This is a genomic window from Pelotalea chapellei, assembly GCF_018531195.1.
Taxonomy (GTDB): Bacteria; Desulfobacterota; Desulfuromonadia; order Geobacterales; family Pseudopelobacteraceae; genus Pelotalea; species Pelotalea chapellei.
In genome coordinates this window covers 82,745-100,335 of the sequence record NZ_JAHDYS010000011.1, presented here as the reverse complement: position 1 = coordinate 100,335, position 17,591 = coordinate 82,745, and the positions used below count along the sequence as shown (strand labels likewise).

At 52.7% G+C, this 17,591-nt stretch carries 15 protein-coding genes and 1 riboswitch; of the genes, 4 read left to right on the top strand and 11 right to left on the bottom strand.

The genetic code is table 11. The annotated features are described in order from the left end of the window. Positions 1-8: 8 nt before the first annotated feature. The 9 genes from feoB to KJB30_RS12560 form a co-directional block, all read right to left on the bottom strand. A complete protein-coding gene (gene feoB / locus KJB30_RS12600; RefSeq protein ID WP_214299809.1) occupies positions 9-2,165 on the bottom strand; it encodes a ferrous iron transport protein B in 2,157 nt (718 codons plus the stop codon). Continuing rightward, positions 2,162-2,392, bottom strand: a complete 231-nt coding sequence (locus KJB30_RS12595; protein WP_214299807.1) for a FeoA family protein — start codon at positions 2,390-2,392, stop codon at positions 2,162-2,164. The genes feoB and KJB30_RS12595 overlap by 4 nt, the downstream gene beginning before the upstream one ends. 2 nt (positions 2,393-2,394) lie before the next feature. After that, a complete protein-coding gene (locus KJB30_RS12590) occupies positions 2,395-2,664 on the bottom strand; it encodes a FeoA family protein (protein WP_214299805.1) in 270 nt (89 codons plus the stop codon). A gap of 19 nt (positions 2,665-2,683) precedes the next feature. Then, complete coding sequence (locus KJB30_RS12585; protein ID WP_214299803.1) at positions 2,684-3,508, bottom strand: transporter; 825 nt, start codon at positions 3,506-3,508, stop codon at positions 2,684-2,686. Between the two features lie 87 nt (positions 3,509-3,595). Continuing rightward, positions 3,596-3,724, bottom strand: coding sequence for a hemin uptake protein HemP (gene hemP / locus KJB30_RS12580; protein ID WP_214299801.1), 129 nt, complete (start codon positions 3,722-3,724; stop codon positions 3,596-3,598). An 88-nt stretch (positions 3,725-3,812) separates the two neighbouring features. Continuing rightward, positions 3,813-4,496 carry a DUF3793 family protein gene (locus KJB30_RS12575; protein ID WP_214299799.1) on the bottom strand — a complete coding sequence of 228 codons (684 nt, stop codon included), beginning with the start codon at positions 4,494-4,496 and terminating at the stop codon, positions 3,813-3,815. 410 nt (positions 4,497-4,906) lie between these two features. Beyond that, positions 4,907-5,491 (bottom strand): YqeG family HAD IIIA-type phosphatase, encoded by a 585-nt coding sequence (locus KJB30_RS12570; protein ID WP_214299797.1) that lies wholly within the window; start codon positions 5,489-5,491, stop codon positions 4,907-4,909. Positions 5,492-5,494: 3 nt separating this feature from the next. Further along, a complete protein-coding gene (locus tag KJB30_RS12565) occupies positions 5,495-6,394 on the bottom strand; it encodes a protoglobin domain-containing protein (protein WP_214299795.1) in 900 nt (299 codons plus the stop codon). Positions 6,395-6,731: 337 nt separating this feature from the next. Then, entirely contained in the window at positions 6,732-8,516 is a 1,785-nt protein-coding gene (locus KJB30_RS12560; protein WP_214299793.1) for an ABC transporter ATP-binding protein, read from the bottom strand. A gap of 307 nt (positions 8,517-8,823) precedes the next feature. Continuing rightward, positions 8,824-8,899, top strand: a riboswitch (cyclic di-GMP riboswitch). A 76-nt stretch (positions 8,900-8,975) separates the two neighbouring features. Here KJB30_RS12560 and KJB30_RS18040 point away from each other — a divergent pair. The 4 genes from KJB30_RS18040 to KJB30_RS12540 all read left to right on the top strand — a co-directional run bounded on the left by KJB30_RS18040 (position 8,976) and on the right by KJB30_RS12540 (position 14,662). After that, positions 8,976-11,264: a c-type cytochrome gene (locus tag KJB30_RS18040; RefSeq protein ID WP_246545666.1), complete on the top strand. Its 2,289-nt coding sequence runs from the start codon at positions 8,976-8,978 to the stop codon at positions 11,262-11,264. 185 nt (positions 11,265-11,449) lie between these two features. After that, entirely contained in the window at positions 11,450-13,255 is a 1,806-nt protein-coding gene (locus KJB30_RS12550; RefSeq protein ID WP_214299792.1) for a hybrid sensor histidine kinase/response regulator, read from the top strand. A 113-nt stretch (positions 13,256-13,368) separates the two neighbouring features. Continuing rightward, a complete protein-coding gene (locus KJB30_RS12545) occupies positions 13,369-14,085 on the top strand; it encodes a PilZ domain-containing protein (RefSeq protein WP_214299790.1) in 717 nt (238 codons plus the stop codon). Positions 14,086-14,161: 76 nt separating this feature from the next. Beyond that, complete coding sequence (locus KJB30_RS12540; RefSeq protein ID WP_214299788.1) at positions 14,162-14,662, top strand: chemotaxis protein CheX; 501 nt, start codon at positions 14,162-14,164, stop codon at positions 14,660-14,662. Between the two features lie 70 nt (positions 14,663-14,732). On the opposite strand, the gene ldhH is transcribed toward KJB30_RS12540, so the two are convergent. After that, positions 14,733-16,868 carry an L-lactate dehydrogenase (quinone) large subunit LdhH gene (gene ldhH, locus KJB30_RS12535; protein WP_214299786.1) on the bottom strand — a complete coding sequence of 712 codons (2,136 nt, stop codon included), beginning with the start codon at positions 16,866-16,868 and terminating at the stop codon, positions 14,733-14,735. Beyond that, positions 16,868-17,416, bottom strand: a complete 549-nt coding sequence (locus tag KJB30_RS12530; protein ID WP_214299784.1) for a lactate utilization protein — start codon at positions 17,414-17,416, stop codon at positions 16,868-16,870. Before KJB30_RS12530 ends, ldhH begins: the two co-directional genes overlap by 1 nt. Positions 17,417-17,591: the final 175 nt, after the last annotated feature.

Here is a 17,591-nt window from a genome sequence, read left to right as displayed (position 1 = left end):
CTCCCATTTCAAGCTCCCAATCCCAGGAACAATCCTCCCTGGTAGATGATCATTGCCACAGTCCAGGCCAGTATTGTCTGATAGACGAAACCAACCCCCACCCATTTCCATGTGCCGAATTCCTGGCGCATGGCGGCCAGCACGATCATACATGGCATATAGAGCAGTACAAAGGCCATGAAGGCAAACGATGAAAGGGGGGTGAATCCTGCCATGATTGCTTTATTAAGCGCCGATTGATCTTCCTCTTTCTCCTCTTTTCCCGGGAGATACAACAGTGTTGTGACTGCTGTTTTAGCTGCTGTTCCGAATGAAATCACAATCTCTTTCAGGTCCTCTCCCAGCGTCGGTGCTTCCTTCTTGTCTTCGTGCTTGGGAGCATAGATTTCTCCCATGGTGCCGACTACGATCTCTTTGGCGATAACGCCGGTGATCAGGGATGAGGCGGCTTCCCAGGTACCAAACCCGAGCGGTGCCAGCGCAGGAGCCATGACCTGTCCAGCCTGCCCCAGATAGGAATCCTTCTTGTGCTCAACACCCCAGGGGAGATTGAGCATGAACCAAACCAGGATGGATACTGCAAAGATATAGGTGCCCGCCTTGAACAGGAAGTGCTTGCCCTTTTCCCAGGTGTGCAGACAGAGGCTGGAGAATGAAGGCATCCGGTAAGGAGGCAGCTCCATGATGAACATGGGAGCTTCACCGCGAAAAAGGGTTTTCTTGAAGATGAACCCCATCAGGATCGCCAGCAGGATACCCATGACATACAGAGTCCAGATGACGGTGCCGGAGTGGCCAGGGAAAAAGACACCGACGAACACAACATATACCGGAAGACGTGCTCCGCATGACATGAGCGGGATCAACAGCGCGGTGAGGACTTTGTCCTTTGGGTTTTCCAGGGTCCGGGTCGCATAAATGCCCGGCACGTTGCATCCGAATCCCAGCAGCATCGGGATGAAGGATTTACCATGCAGACCGATGGCATGCATAGCCCTGTCCATGACGAAGGCTGCCCTGGCCATATACCCGCTGCCCTCCAGGAAAGTGATAAAAAACATCATGGCAAAGATCACCGGTACAAAGACGAGCACAAAGCCGACTCCGGCGATGACCCCGTCATTGACCAGGGAAACGGTCCAGTCCGGGGCGCCAATTCCGCCCAGTATCGCAGCGGCCCAGCGTTTGAAAGGGCCTTCGGTCATGGCCTTGATCCATTCTCCGAAAGGAGCCGAGAGATTGAAGGTAAGTTTGAACAGCAGCCACATGGCGGCAAGAAAGATAGGGATGCCGAGGAAGCGGTTCAGTACGATCCGGTCTATCTTCTCGGTTATTTCAATCGAACGCAGCTCTGGCTTTTTCAATACTTCCCGACAGAGTCCAGCCGACAGTGCATAACGGGTATCAGCCAGCAATCCTTCCATGTCATTGCCATGGGCCCGATTCAGGTGATCGAAGATCTGGGGCGGCAGGGTTGCGGGGGCAATGTTGGCTGATTGCTGTACGATGCTGTCACCCTCCAGGAGTTTGAGCAGCAGCCAGCGTCGGGGGTAGCGTTCCAGCAGTGCCGGATGTTCACGGTGCAGATGATCAGCCAGGCCGGATAGGGCTGTCTCTATATCTTCACCATAGTTCAGTGTTCTGGGAAGGTTACTGCTGTCGTTGCCCGTCTCGGAAACAACGGTGTTCAGCAGCTGGTCCAGTCCGGTTCTGCGGGTGGCTGAGGTTGGGATGACCTTGATTCCCAGAGTACCCTCGATCTGTTTGCAGTTTATCGCATATCCCTTGGCCTCAGCTTCGTCATGGATATTGAGAGCCATTATCATTGGGATGCCAAGCTCAAGGAGCTGAATCGTCAGATACAGATTGCGCTCGAGATTGGTTGCATCAACCACATTTATGATCAGATCCGGTTTTTCGGTTACCAGATAGTCCCGACTGATGATTTCTTCCTGTGTATAGGGGGAGAGAGAATAGCATCCCGGAAGGTCAATCAGCTGGATGGGCCGTCCTTCAAATTCGAAGCGGGCCTCTTTCTTTTCGACTGTGACCCCCGGCCAGTTACCGACATGCAGGCGGCTTCCTGCAATAGCATTAATCAGAGTGGACTTGCCTGCGTTCGGATTGCCTGCTACTGCAACAACAAGAGATTTCAACCCGCTCATGGAATCACCTCGATCTCGATTCCCTTAGCTTCTCCTTTTCGCAGAGACAGCTTGTAATCCTTGACGGTAACTTCGATCGGATCACCCATGGGTGCAATTTTTTCCACCTTCACCAGTTCCCCCGGTAATATCCCCATATCCATAAGCCGCCGCCTGAGGGGGCCGATACCCGAATCCAGCTTGATGATGCGCCCCTGCGCTCCAGGTTTAAGCATTGATAAATTCATTTCTAACTCCTGACCATTATTTTCATTGCCATGCGACGATCTATTGCAATACGGGCATTATCCACCAATAGCAGCAGCAGATTGCCGTCGTTTTTGAGCATCTTGACCAGCTTCCCGACCCTGAGTCCCAGTTCCTCGGCCCTGGTGTTATTCTTCTTGTGTTTATCGGAATGAGACTGTTCACCGTGACATTCTCCACCACAGCCGCCGCAATGTCTGACTTCGACAATCTCGCACTGCTCACCGGCGCTTACCAATCCAAGCATCATCATCCGTTCCTCCTTCTTGTCTTTAAAACTTGAGTACAACTCCGTAGAGTGCGGTTACGTCGGCCTCAGGTCTGGTCAATCCAAACTTGATTCCGGCGTTGACATCCAGATGGTCATTCAATTGGTACCGGGCACCGGTAAGGGCATATGCGCAAGGCTCGCTTATGCTTTTATCGGCAGTAGTCGCGAGGCCGAAATCTGCAACCGCAAACATGCCCTTGGCAACTTCCATTTCACCTGCTATGGAGCCGGACCAGAAATCGCCGCGGGTAGTTGCCCTGATTGCTTCCGTGCGATAGCTGTGGTGTTCGTAGCCCAGGTTTGCATGCAGCGCGTACTTGCCTTCATTAAATTCTTTGGTTGCTATCAGGGTCCCACCCAGTTGCCAGCGACCTTCAGAGAGGCCGGCGCTATATTTTCCAGTGGGGATGATAATGACCGGCTTGATGGCAAATGTGGTGCCTGCAAGCTCAAGAAAGGCATACTTGACTTCCACAGTCATGTCGCCGAAACCATCGGTTTTGCCAACCAGGCGATTATCTTCCCTGATCCGGTCGCTGATGGTGTAGGGAATGGCGACAGAAATCCCCAGGTTCTTGTAAAATCCGGTGGTTACCTTCATCTCGGCATCTGACGTGTTGCATTTTGTGGTGATGCCGTGGGTCCTTTCTCTGTCAGCGGTGTAGGCACCATTGAGCTCGACTTCGACCTTACCCACATCTACAGTTCCGGCATCATCTGTTGCCAGAGGCGGTCCGGCGAAGGCGGGGAAAGCTGTCATGGTCAGGCAGGCGAGGGTTATTGCAGTGGTCCTGTTGCTTGTGAAAAATCTTGAAATACGAAGCATGCCTTTGAATCTCCTTGGGGTGATTTATGTGTCCTGGCTGGCTGCGCCCCGAAGAGGTACATGGCTGGCTTGGAGTTGTGAGTGATGTTATTTGGTCAGGATCAATTTGTTGTTACTCGTGATTCGGAGGCGGTACTCCTTCCCGGCATGGATGATAATCAGCTCTTGATTGTCCTGGAGCAGTTCCTTGCTGGTAATGCTGTTGCGGCGCGACATTATTCAACCTGCCTTTTGTACTGAATTTAAAGCCGGCCTATAGGACCGCATGGAGTTCGTAGTTTACAAAAGATAATGAATGTGTTTATCAATATGCGGTGGCAAGAATGGCTTGCCTTGCGCCGGCGAAACCACCCAGGCATTGTACGGCAGAGGCACACAATGAAAGCTGTTCGGCCATCAGATTGCGGCAGTTCCGGAAACGTTCGGCTAGGCGCAAGCTCTCGACGGGGTTGCCGTAAATCTTCCACGGACCCTGACAGGTAAAGGGAATGTTGATCAGGCCCATGAAGGCGGCCACATCCTTGGGAGGATATCCCAGCAAAAGACCGATTTCATGCGGAAAATGTCCGTGTTGCAGATGATCTGCAAGACACCGGAGGAGGTCATCAGGAGTGATGTCGCTGCCGTGGCCCGCCCGTTTGAGAAGGGCGGTGATGTCACGGCGGGCAAGATGGTTTTTGAAATTAACTCTGTGGCTGAACAGGATCATCATGGAGGAGCCCCGGTCAATCAGCTCGCAGGCTTCAAGAGGAGTATCTGCGAGCAGTTGATGACCATGCTCTTTCCAGATGGTATAGAGATTTCGTCCACAGGCGCGTTCACGGTTGGTGATGCAGAGCAGCGATGCCGGCTTGGCTTCGGCCAGAACCTCGGCTGTCTCCAGTGCGATATATGTTGCGAGGCATTCCCTTTCGGTGGAAAAGCGCTCGGCAAGGCTTGACCAGAGGGGCCGGGGATCTTTTTCCGTATTCGTGAGAGGATTGTTCATCTGTTACCTCTTGAGTGATATTGAATTCGGTTATCAATTACAGCAGGAGAGGCACGCTGTCAACATTAAAATTTTAACCACGGTATAAAAAAAATGCAATCTGCTGATCTAAGGCGAGGGTCAGGGATGGTCTTAAAAGGGAATCTGAATCGTTCTGATCAGCCGCAAAGACTGCTAAATAATTCCCTCTCTCTGGGGGAGAGTTGGGATGAGGGGGAATGTTGCAATGGATAGCACTGTTTCCCCCTCAATCGGTTTTAGGCCACCTTCTCATTTAGGATCAGGGGAGGGGGTAACTATGAATTAGAACTACTCAGGAGAGGGGATGATGGCGCTGAATAGCGTGATCGCTGGCAAGAGTTCAGTGCAGGAGTTTCGGGTAGCAAAAACAGAGGTGGGGGGACAGGCTGTTACAGTGATCTACATCCAATAACCAGTTGCTCACTTTTTCGCAGTAGCATGAAAAATAACTCCACCACGGGGCGCTGCTTCAACGAGACATACGGGCTGCGAATGTAGCAGGTGCGCGCACCTGCGTTGATGGCGGCCAAACATCCGGTCATCAGGCGATCGTCGACCATCAGGATTGATGACAAGGGGACTCCGGCGAGTTCACTTATTTTTTGGAGGCCATCGGGATATGGTTTTTTTCGTACTCCGCTCACAAAACGGATCTTCGAAAAATGCTCCGCAAACCAGTCCCGCCGCTCGTCGGTAGGTTTATTGGAAAGGATGAAAATAGATTCCTCGCCAAACACAGCGACACTTTCCGCCAGCCAGGTCTTTGCTTCCGAGAGTGGAGTCGCGTCGCCATGAGGCGAAAGCACGCCGTCGAAATCAAGGGCCAAAACCGTAATGCCCTGGTTCTTTAGAACGCCAGGAATCAGGCAGTGAATGCAATTATCAGGGGATGTTTCGCTAAGAATTCGTGCCAGTTCGCGGCGATGGCGAAATCCCAGGGAAAAACCGGCCAGTATGTGCATTCCGATCGGCATCTGCTATACCTTGGGCTGAATCTGCTGCGCTTTTGAGACCAGGAAGTAAACAATTCCAAGGATCAGCAGGGTCAGAGCCAGAAAGACCTGGGTCTGCATGGCGTCATGGCGCAAAGTAGTAATCAGGATCTCGCGGATCATTGCCACGATGATCACGCCAATGAAGACAAGAATGTTGAATTTGCCCCCCTTGAGATTTTTGATTTCGTTATCCATCAGTTCAATCATCATCCAGAGGATCAGCAGTTCTCCCAGGGCAGAGAGAATGCCTTTTTCCATATCCCCTCTGAAGATGTGGGCGATATCCCAGACAAAAAGACAGACAACTGAGATGGAAACACCGGCCAAAGCCAGCACCAGTGCCAGATTGAGTCCGTAGGTGAAGCGCTCGGTGGCTTTGATCAGAAAAGATTCTATCTTGCGCGAGACAAAAACCTTTTTCAGTTCTTCCGCGCGATAGGAATAGCTCATTATATCCAGGTTCATGTCGAGTATTTTTTCCACTGCTTCACGAAGAATACGCCGCTGTTCCCGGTCTGAATAATTGTTGTCGATCAGATTGAGCAGGAAGTGACGGATCTGGTTCATGGCGGCATTGACATAATGCACGTTGAGTCCAACCCTGACATGGGCATGGCCGATGCGGGTAAGATGGTTCAAATAGTGGTTGTCATAGCTTCCGCTGAAAAGGGACATGAACCAGCGGCCGTGCATTTCACGCAGACGCTGCCGGTTGCTGCTGTTGAGCAAGGCAACCATCTCGGGTATTCCATAAAGGTAATCGTAGAATTCCTGCTCGAATCGCTCCTGGTTCTGGCCGGCCAGGGGCTGCAACGACTGGAGCAAGGAGGCGTCTTCATCGGTGAATCGGTAATGCTCGCGCAGCTCCTGCATGGTGATCATCGTAACTCTCCCTAGCAGGTTGTTGAAAAACAGCCATCTCGCCGCCATCCTCGAAAGCCACCTTGTGACTTCGGCCTGCGGCCTCACCCTTCGGGCGCCTTAGCGGTCCACTTTCACAAGTGAAAGTGTGCGGGGGGTGTTGGATAACACCTCCACGGGCGTTCTCCGGTAGCGACGATCTGACTATTTTTGAATAACCTGAGTATTTCAACAGCCTTCTGGTGTTTCTTAACCGCGGGGCGGCGCATGTGAAGGCGTCCAATTTCCCGGGCTCCGGATGGTTGAACCGGCAAATTATCAGGTTCACTGCTATCATGCAAGGGGCGGCGCGTATACATCACCTTTCATTAAACTGGAGCTGGTGCAGGCGGAAATAGATTCCCCGGGCCTGCATCAACTCGCTGTGATTTCCCTCTTCCGCCTTGCGGCCGCGATGAACGACCACGATACGGTCGGTATCCCGGATTGTGGAAAGGCGGTGGGCGATGATCAGCGCAGTACGCCCGGCCATTAGCCCGGCAAGCCCCTGCTGGATCATTTGCTCCGAAGCAGGATCAATGCTGGCTGTGGCCTCATCAAGCACCAGAATTTCAGGATCAAAGGCCACTGCCCGTGCAAAAGAGATCAGTTGTTTTTCGCCCACCGAAAAGTTGTTCCCCCGCTCCCTGACCTGTTCATCGTACCCTAGCGGCAATCGCTCGATAAACCGGTCCGCACCAACAATCGCCGCTGCATCGCGCATCTTCAGCCTTGCTTGCTCGTCACCCAGACAGATATTGAACTCAATGGTTCCGGCAAACAGACAGGGATCCTGCAGGACAATGCCAACGCGTTGTCGCAGCTCTGTTGGTGACATGGAAGCTATGTCATGGCCATCGATGAATATATTGCCATGGTCAGGTTCGTAGAGTCGAGTCAGCAGTCTGGTCAGGGTTGTTTTGCCGCCGCCGCTTTCTCCTACCAGGGCGATCCGCTCCCCGCGGTATACTGAAAAGTTGAAATGCTCCAGTGCGTTTTCCTCGCCGCGGTATGCAAAGGTGACGTCACGAAACTCAATGATCGGGGAAGGGAGTTGGGAAGCAGGGAATGTATCGCGCTCAATGGTCCGGATCCCCTGTTCCTGTTCCGTATCCAGCAGGGAAAATATCCGTTCCAAAGCAGCCATAGCCCCTTGCATGACAGAAAATTTTGCCGAAAGGTCCCTGATAGGAGTGAAGAATTTCTCGATGTACTGAATAAATGCCACCAGTACTCCGAAGGTCAATGCGCCTTGGACGATTTCACCTCCGCCGTACCAGATGATTAGTGCAACGGCCATCGATGAAAGTGCCTCGACAATTGCGTACAGCGCCGCATCCCAGAAGATGACCGGTTTGTTTGCATTACGATATAAAGTGTTAAGTTCGCTGAAGCGGCCAGCCTCTTCCTGCTGACGATTGAATGCCTGGATGATGGTCATGCCGCCGATGCTTTCGGCAAGAGAGGAATTCATGCGCCCAAGACGGGCGCGCACTTCGCGGAAGGACTGCCGCATTCGCCGTCGGAAGGCCCAGGCGACATACAACAGGAGCGGCAGGATCGAGAAGGTGACCAGCGACAGTTTCAGGTTCATCCAGAGCATGACCGCCACGATTCCGATCAGGAGCAGTACATCCCCCACAATGGTGATGATTCCTGCGGCAAACATCTCCCCCAGCACCTCGACATCGCTCGTCAGCCGTGTCACCACACTGCCGACTGGGGTGTGGTCGAACCAGGAGGTGGGCAGGTGCATGACGTGGTGATACAGCTCTTTGCGCATGTCGGACATGACCTGCTGTCCCATGGACTGGAGCAGGTAAACTTCAAGGTACGAGAGCAGGGATTCCATCAGCAGGACGCCCAGAAACAGGGCCGCAATGAATTCAAGTCCTGCCATACGACCACTGACGATATGATTGTCTATGGCCAACTTGATGATCCAGGGTTGAGCCAGGCGGCAGGCGGCTACCAGTGGCAGGATGATCAATATGACTGCTGCTGCGCCTTTGTATGGGATCACATATCGCATAAAGCGCACCAGGATGCGGTGATCGTAAGCTTTTCCGGTTATTTCTTCTGCGTATATGCCACTAGTATGCATAGAGTGCCTCAATGTTTCGCCAGATCGTGGAAGATATGTCGGAATGGCATGGAAAGGTGTGTATACGCTGTACTATTTTTCTACAAGTTTTTTTTGTTGACCTTTTTTTATGAACTAATTATTGTTGACTTCATTGGTACGGAATTATAAGTGAAAAAAAATATTGTTATGGTAAAGTAATGACAAGAAATTAACATTGCCTGCTAATGAAATTTACAAACCTGCCGGTGTGGCAACGCCAGCCGGGGCAGAAAGGAGAGTTATGATCCGATAGCGAGAGAGTATCTTAAAATTGATGGCAGAAGATAGCCGACAATACTAAACCATCCGCGAGGATGGGACGGAAAGCCTACGGGTCTCACCGAGACAGCCGGGTCGCCGAAATATCGAACATTCGATACTATGCCCCTGGTTTTTTTGTGTCCAAATTCCGGGGTAACAATGAACAAAGGAGAACGCATGAGTTCAACGTTAAGATCCGTTTTTATATTCCTCAGCGCATTAACTTTAGGGTTATCAGCCGGCTGTAGCGGTGGTGGCAGCAGCAGCGGTACCGGGCCGGCCGCAGCCAAGGTGGTGACCGGTGTGGCGGCATCAGGCGCTCCCATCAATGGTACATTGATTTCTCTCAAAGATTCTTCGCCAACCCCGGCACAGCTTTCAGTAGTAACTGCCAGCGATGGTTCCTATGCCTTCAACACTACCGGATTGACCCCTCCTTTCCTGATCAAGGTTTCCTACACCGACGCTTCCGGTCCTCATAATCTGTATTCGCTGGCCAATGACAACGGTATTACCAACGTCACGCCGCTGACCACGATCGTAGTGGCACAGGCTACCGGCAGCGGGAATCTGGATTCTTTCTACAACAATCATACTTCAAGCGAACTTGTATCGGCGGCATCCGCCATTCCGAAGGCGCTCGGTGATCTGCAGACAGTTTTGGCTCCACTCATGGACCAGTACGGCGCTAAAAATTTCGATGTCCTGCATGGTCAGTTCAGTGCAAACAGCACTGGTATTGATGCCATGATGGATGCCATCACCGTAACAGTAGCCAATGGTGCTGTAACTATTACCGATGCAGCCGGCACGACTCCAATCTTTTCGGCTCCGGTGCAGAACATCACCTCCGGTACTCTCAATCCTCCTGCTCAGGTCCCTGTGACACCGGCGGCAGGAAATGCGCTCTACACATCAAAATGTGCCGGTTGTCACGGCAGTTTTGCCAGCAGCAACCTCAAGGGGCGTGCCGTGGTGGCAAATGCAGAGGGTGCCATTACAGCCAATCTGGGTGGGATGGGCATTCTCTCCGGCATGAGTACGGCTGATCTGCAGAGCATCATGGATGCATTGAACAGCTCGCCGGTACAGCCTGCACCTGCTCCACAACCTCCTGTTACAGGCGGTACTACGCCGGATGGTGCAGCACTATATGCAGCCAATTGCGCTGCGTGCCATGGCAGTCTGGCCAGCTCGAAAAAAACCGGTATCACGGTGGTTCGTCTGCAGAATGCCATCAGTGGAAATGTCGGCGGTATGGGAAGCCTCTCTTTTGCACCGGCCGATCTTCAAGCAATAGTTGCAGTGCTCAATCCGGTCGGCTCGACACCTGCTCCCGTACCGGCACCAGTTCCGACCCCAACCCCAACGCCAACCCCGACTCCGGTTCCAACTCCGACGCCGACGCCGGTTGTTGATGGTGCCAATGAGTATGCCTCAAGTTGTGCAGGATGTCATAGTCCGTTGGCAACATCCAACAAGAAGGGAATTACCGCCGCGCGTCTTGATAGCGCCATCAACGGCAATGTAGGAGGCATGGGCTTTTTATCCAGCCTGACGACTGCTGTCAAAGAGGCAATTGTGGCAGTACTAGGCCTGACACCTGCTCCCACACCTGCACCCGTACCGACACCGGTGCCAGTGCCAGTTCCGACGCCGACGCCTGTGCCGGTTCCTGTGCCAACACCGACACCGGTTCCCAGCCCGACTCCGGACGGTGCAGCTCTCTATTCGGCCAACTGTGCAGGTTGTCACGGTGCGCTGAGTTCTTCGAACAAAAAAGGCATCACCATTGCCCGTCTGCAAAACGCAATCTCCGGCAATATCGGTTCCATGGGCTCTATCTCGCTGACCGTTACAGAGGTACAGGCAATTGTAACCGCATTGACACCGACCACGCCTACGCCCGTTCCTACGCCTGGTCCGGCACCGACACCGACACCGGTTCCAGTGCCGACTCCGACTCCCGTACCGACACCAGTTCCGGTTCCAGCACCGGCACCTGATGGTGCTGCTTTGTACACCAGCAATTGTGCCGGCTGCCACGGCGCCTTGGCCTCTTCTGGCAAGGCCGGTGCAACTGCCGCTCGTATTCAGACTGCTATCACCGGCAATGTGGGGAACATGGGCTTTCTTTCTACACTTTCTTCGGCTCAGGTTAATGCCATTGCCACTGCCCTGGTAGTTCCGACTCCAGCTCCGGGCCCCACTCCGGCACCGACGCCGACTCCGACTCCAGCGCCTGCTTGCGGAAGCTGCCATGCCATTCCTCCGGCAACTGGCCATCACTCTAAACATGTCAGCAAAAAGGTCGCGTGTGCTACCTGCCATGGCAGCGGCTATAGCACCACCGCATTTAATGCCGCGACCCATGCCAATGGTGTCAAGAATATAGTCACCACCATCGGTTGGAACTCGACCTCACGCAGTTGTTCCAACTCATGCCACGGCAAAGAAACGTGGTGATTGGAATGTTTTAGATTGGCTGCATCAATAAATCCGGATAGTTGAAGTATTGCATCGTCTTTGGATGCCGTACGTAAGAGGCCGCCTCATTAAAGAGGCGGCCTTTTTCAATGTCAAAGTTCCAAAATAATTGTAATATATGAGATTGTATTTCAATACGTCCGCGTTTCATTGAGGGTCGAGGCATGAATCAAGTACAACCGGAACAACATGTCCCTAGATGGATTCCCGGTAGGATTGTGGCCATATACGCCGCAGTCAGCGCTTTCTGGATTTTCTGTTCCGATTATCTGCTGGAGGCACTGGTACATGACAGGCAGCAGATGGCTCGCCTGGCAATGGTCAAAGGCTGGCTTTTTGTTCTGGTAACAGCCGCTCTGCTTTTTTATCTGATCAGGCACTATGTAGCTTCGCTCAGGGAGCTGAATGCTGATTTGCAGCGGATGATTCATGAACGGATGGTTGCGGAAGAAGCGGTGCATGAATGGGAAAGCCGTTTCAGAACATTGATGGAGCAGGTCCACATGTGTGCGGTGATGCTGGATGAACAGGGAAACATCACCTTCTGCAACGATTTTCTCCTTCAGTTGACCGGGTGGTCACGCGAGGAAGTTATCGGCAGAAGCTGGCTTGAAATGTTCATCCCGCCGGCACGCCATGAGCAGGTTAAAGCTGTTATCATCCAAGGTCTTTCAAGCGGGAATATTGCTACGCATTTTGAAAATGAAATTCTTACCAACAAGGGTGTCGAACGCCTTATCGTGTGGAACAATACGGTGCTGAAAAACGCCGCCGGGGCTGTGATCGGATGTGCCAGCCTGGGGATCGATGTGACCGATCACCGCAAGATGGAAGCGCAGTTGCTGCATTCCCAGAAAATGGAGTCAGTCGGCACCCTGGCGGGTGGTATAGCCCATGACTTCAACAATATTCTAACGGTAATCATCAGCTGTTCGACCTTGTTGAGAAACAGGATCGATGATCATGAACGAGCAACGAAACTGATCGATCAGATTGATCAGGCCGCCCACCGCGCCGCCAGCCTGACCGGAAGTCTGCTGGCTTTCAGCCACAAACAGTCCATTGCTCCGCGAAAAATGGACCTTAATGAGATCGTTATTGCCATGCGAGAATTTTTGGAGAGGATCATCGGCGAGGATGTGGTGCTCTCGACCACTTTATCTGCTGATAAAATACCTGTTCTTGCTGACAGCACCCAATTGGAACAAGTAGTCATGAATCTTGTCAGTAATGCGCGCGATGCAATGCCGACAGGGGGGACGGTCTCCATCACGACCGGGCAGGTGCACTTTGATGAACATGTTCTTGCAGATGGGAGCGTTGTTTCCGGTTTCTTTGCTCTGCTGAAAGTTTCCGATACTGGTGTCGGAATATCCGAGAGTATGCGGGAGCGTATCTTTGAACCATTCTTTACAACAAAAGCAGTGGGTAAAGGGACCGGGTTGGGACTTTCAATGGCCTATGGCATTATCAAGCAACATAGCGGCTGGATTGACCTGGAGAGCGAAATCGGTCAGGGGAGCAGCTTTCTAATATATTTGCCGGTAGTTGGAGTGTCCGAGGAAGTAGGTTCAATACAGCATGAAGAAGTTCCTGAAGGCGAGGGTGCCATACTGCTGGTGGAGGATAATGATCAGGTGCTGCAGGTTAATCGCGAAATACTTGAAGCTGGAGGATATCAGGTCATTGCGGTCAGCCGGGGGGCAGACGCTCTTCGATCTTTTCGTGAGCAGAAGGACATCATCAGGCTGGCGATCATTGATGTGATCATGCCGGGGATGACAGGGCGCCAGTTGTATGATGAACTGATGCTTCTCAATCCGCGCCTGAAAGTGATCTTTACAAGTGGTTACACCGCCGATATTCTGGATCGTCAGAAGCTGCCCCAAGGCTGCACCTTTTCTCAAAAACCACACGCACCCCAGGAGCTGCTGCGCCTGGTGCATGAAATAATGGGCAAACGGAGATGACCTTGCTCAGACGGCCAGCAGATGATGACGGTTGTGTCGAAAGGTTAAGGCGCCGAGCGGCTAAAATAAAATTGTATGAGCAGGTAGACTTAGCGAGCGGAGTAATTGGTACTATGCCCCCCGATTTCACAGATTCCGTTTCTGAAGAAACTCCCCCCGATTATCCGATTTTAGTTGTTTCATACGACGACAAATCTCGTTCCGCACTTGCTGTAAGCCTGGAGCCGTACGGCGGGAGAGCAATTTTGTGCTCTACTTTCTGCGAGGCGGAAAGCTATGCACTCAGCAACATGTGCAAAGGGATTTTGGTTGATCTGGCGACGATGATCAAGTCCAAGGGTGAGGAGAAGATCGTTGCCTATACACTCGTCGGGTTTTACCCGACTCTGCGTGTGAAGACCATGGGTGCGATGCTGATCCCCATGGCAATGGCGGGCGATGCAAAGCAGGACAAAAACCTGAAAGATTTCCTCACCAGAACTTGTGCTGATTTCAAACCGAGAAAATTAAGGACCAGTAAGCGCAAGGACATTTGCATTCCCACCTTTATCGGAGTCGATCGCGGTTTCACGCTCAACATTTCGTGGTCTGGCGTATTTGTGGCTAACATGAACCCCGAACGATTCACTGTCGGTGAAGAGCTAACCATTACTTTTCCTGACTTTGGACTTGATGTAGTGTGTGTTGTCGCGAGGATACAAAATTGGGGGCAGCAGCGTCCGCCGGGTATCGGGGTAAAGTTCAAGCATGTTGGCAAGGAACTTGAAAACAACTTGTACGCCTTGCTGAAAAGTCAAAAAAACATAGATCGGGATCGGCTAATCGGTTAAAAAGTAGTTCTAACGGTAAGCTATCATCAGTTAGTGAAATAGGCTGCTTGAAATTGAACGCTTGTCAGGGGGGAGCATGATTAACGCGAAAGTACTGAAGAGACTCGAGACCACTGAGGAACAACTTATTGAGCATCTTGACAAGGATGTTCGGGAGATATTCTCCACCATGGTTGGAGTAGATATCTCTGCCTCACTGACTGCCGTCACGGAGACAAAGTTCAAGCATTGCGTCACAGCCATGGTTGGATTTGCGGGCAACTACAGCGGGATGATAAGCATCAACGCACCCCAAAGCCTGGCAATGACCTTTACATCTCAAATGCTGGGAATGGATGTCGAGGAATGCGGTGACGATGTTCACGATGCACTTGGCGAAATTGCAAATATGATGGGCGGTTCATTCAAACATCACTTCGTGAATGATGGTCACGAGGTCCAGCTCTCGACTCCCTCGGTTATATCAGGGGAGGAATATGTCATGACGGTGGGATCTGTTCCAGATACTTTGACGCTTATGTTTGAATCCGGAGCAGAACATTTTCTGGTGAGCGTTTATCTGGAGTCAGAAGAATAAAAGAACACAGAGAGTATTGCAGATTGAAAACCCCGTCTTTTCAGACGGGGTTTTCATTTTTCAGCTAATGTTACTCTTTCATCCGTTCCGCCAGCAGTTCCACCGTATGTTTGACTCGAACATCCCCCCCATCCTGGTCAAAGCCCCCGCGGATCTGCATTACGCAACCGGGACAATCCATGGCCACTGTCTCTGCATCTGCACTACGAATATTGCTGATCTTCCTCTGCAGGATCGGACCTGATATTTCAGGCAGCTTGAGCGAGTACGATCCTCCCATGCCGCAGCACATGTCGCATTCGAACATCTCCTTCAACTCGTAGCCCGCCTTGGTCAGAAGTTCACGGGGCTGCTCGGTCGCATGCAAGGTCCGTTTGAGATGGCAGGAATCATGGTAGGTAATTGCGCCCAGTTCCTGGCCCTCCTTGAAGGATACCCTCCCCTGATCGACCAGCTGTTTGAGCAGCGACGAAAAATCCATTGTCTTTTTTGCCAGGATTGTGGCCTGGGTAAGCCACTCCTGCTGCCCGGTGCTTTTCAGGGTGCTGCTGAAATCGTGGACTAGGGCCACGGTGCAGGTAGGGCAGGCGGAAACAACATAATCCGCCTCCACCTCCAGCAGCGCCTTGATGTTATCGGCCGCATTGCGGGCGGCAACCTCATAGGCGCCGTTATAGCGGGCCGGGGCACCGCAGCAGGTCTGCTCTTCCGGAAACAGCACCTGGATGCCGGCCTTGTTCAGGATCCTGACCAGTGCCTCGCCCATCTCCGGATAGGCGAAGTCGATCAGGCAACCGGCGTAGAAAACCGCTTTCTGGGCGCATTCGGGCTGGGTGATCTTCTTGAAACGGTCCCGGAACGGCTCCTCCGCAATGGCCGGCAGGCTGCGGCCGTCGGTGAGGTCTGCCAGGAACAGCGGCAGATGGCGCAGGAAGCCGCCTGTTGCGAGCGGCTTGGCCACGACGGAAGCGGCCCGCAGCATGCCGTGGAAGAGTTTGCGGTTGTTGACCACGGCGTAGATGGTTTTCTGCAGCAGCGGCAGTCCCTGATCTTTGACCAGGCGTCGCCTGATCTCCATGATCAGTTCCGGAATATCGATCTTGCCCGGACAGACCTCTTTGCAGTTGCCGCACTGGATGCACAGCCCCTGAATATCTTCCGATTTCTTCAGCTCATCGAACCAGGCCGTGAGAATGGTGCCGATGCCGCCGGTATAGACCTTGCCGAACACATGCCCCCCCACCAGGCGGAACACCGGACAGACGTTGAGGCAGGAAGCGCAGCGGATGCACTGCAGGGCCTGCTTGAAGATCGGATCCTCGGCCATCTCGGTCCTGCGGTTATCCATCAGGATGATGTGCAAATCCTTTATCGAGCCATCCGGATTGGGAGTCGGGCCGCTGATGATCGACACATAGCTGGTCAGAAGCTGGGCAGTGGCACTTCTAGGGAGCGCCTTCAGGATCGGAGCAATATCGGCAAGCTTTTCCACCAGTTTTTCAATGCCAACCAGGGCCACATGAATTCTTGGCAGAGAGGTAACCAGCCGGGCATTGCCCTCGTTGGTCATCAGCACGATGCTGCCGGTTTCCGCCACTGCGATGTTGCCGCCGGAGATGCCCATGTCCGCATTGAGGAATTTGGGGCGCAACTGGTCGCGAGCCACCTTGACCAGGCGGGGAATGTCGCTGCTCAGACGTTCGTCCACCTCTTTGCTGAAAAGATCGGCAACTTCATCCCTGGTCATGTGAATCGCTGGCATGACCATATGTGAGGGGGTTTGTCCCGCCAGCTGAATGATCCATTCCCCGAGATCCGTTTCCCCGACCTCAATGCCGGCTGCTTCCAGAAAAGGGTTGAGGTGGATTTCCTCGGTGGCCATGGACTTGGATTTGACCACGCTTTTAACCCCATTATCCTTGGCAACCTTGAGGATGTATTCCCTGACTTTAGCCGGGTCACTGGTTCTGAAAACCGTTGCGCCCCGAGCTTCGGCAGCGCTGGCAAACTGTGCGGAGAGTTCTTTCAGATTCGAAGCGGCATGGCCTTTGATGCTGGCAATCCGGTTGCGCAGTTCCTCAAAATCAATCCCTTCATAAGCTTTGGTGCGGTTAACTTTGTAGGCTTCCGAAAATGTGCCCAGTGCGCCGGTCAGATTGGCATCGTTGACCGCCTTGTGTATGGACTCCTTGAATTCTCTCTCCATCAGCTTTTACCTCCCAGGTCATCGACAAAAACTATCACCAGCCGCTCCGGCCCATGTACCCCGATGGTCAGCACCCGTTCTATATCGGCGGTACGGCTGGGGCCGGTGATCATGGCGATGTAGCTGCTCTCGGCTGGGGTCAGCCGAGTCAGCAAGCTGGGTAAATCGGGCAGTAGGCCTGCAGTGGGGACCAGTGCGATGTGGATGGAGCAGAGTGAAGATGCCAGCCGCTCTTCGATAGCCGTGGCATCCTGCACCAGGGTGCCGGTATCCGCCAGAGCCCAATCCAGCTGGGTGATGCCGAACTTGGCTTCAGCTGCGGTTGCTCGGGTCACCTCCAGCTTCAGGCCGGAAACCTTGTTCAGTACCTGTCGATCCACAGCGGCTAGAAAAGGGGAGTCAGCCCATACAGCAGAGCACTGGGGCTGTTCGGCAACTCCCTCGCCTGCCAAAAACGAGAGCACGAAATCAAGCGCTTCCTGGCTGGTGGCACAGCGGTGCACCTTTGCGCCTACCCCTTCAGCCCTGGTTTTGAAATGTTGATACATGATGCTGGTCCTCCTCTGGCGGGATGCTGTTTTATGTCTGTCGAATTTCTTTCTGCTCATGAAAAAAGAAAGAGGCTTTCAGAGCAAAATTATTTTTGGTAATACCAAATTTGGAAACAGGATAATCTATCGGATTGTTACGTGTCAACAAGAGGTTGCAGCGTTTAGTAAAAAA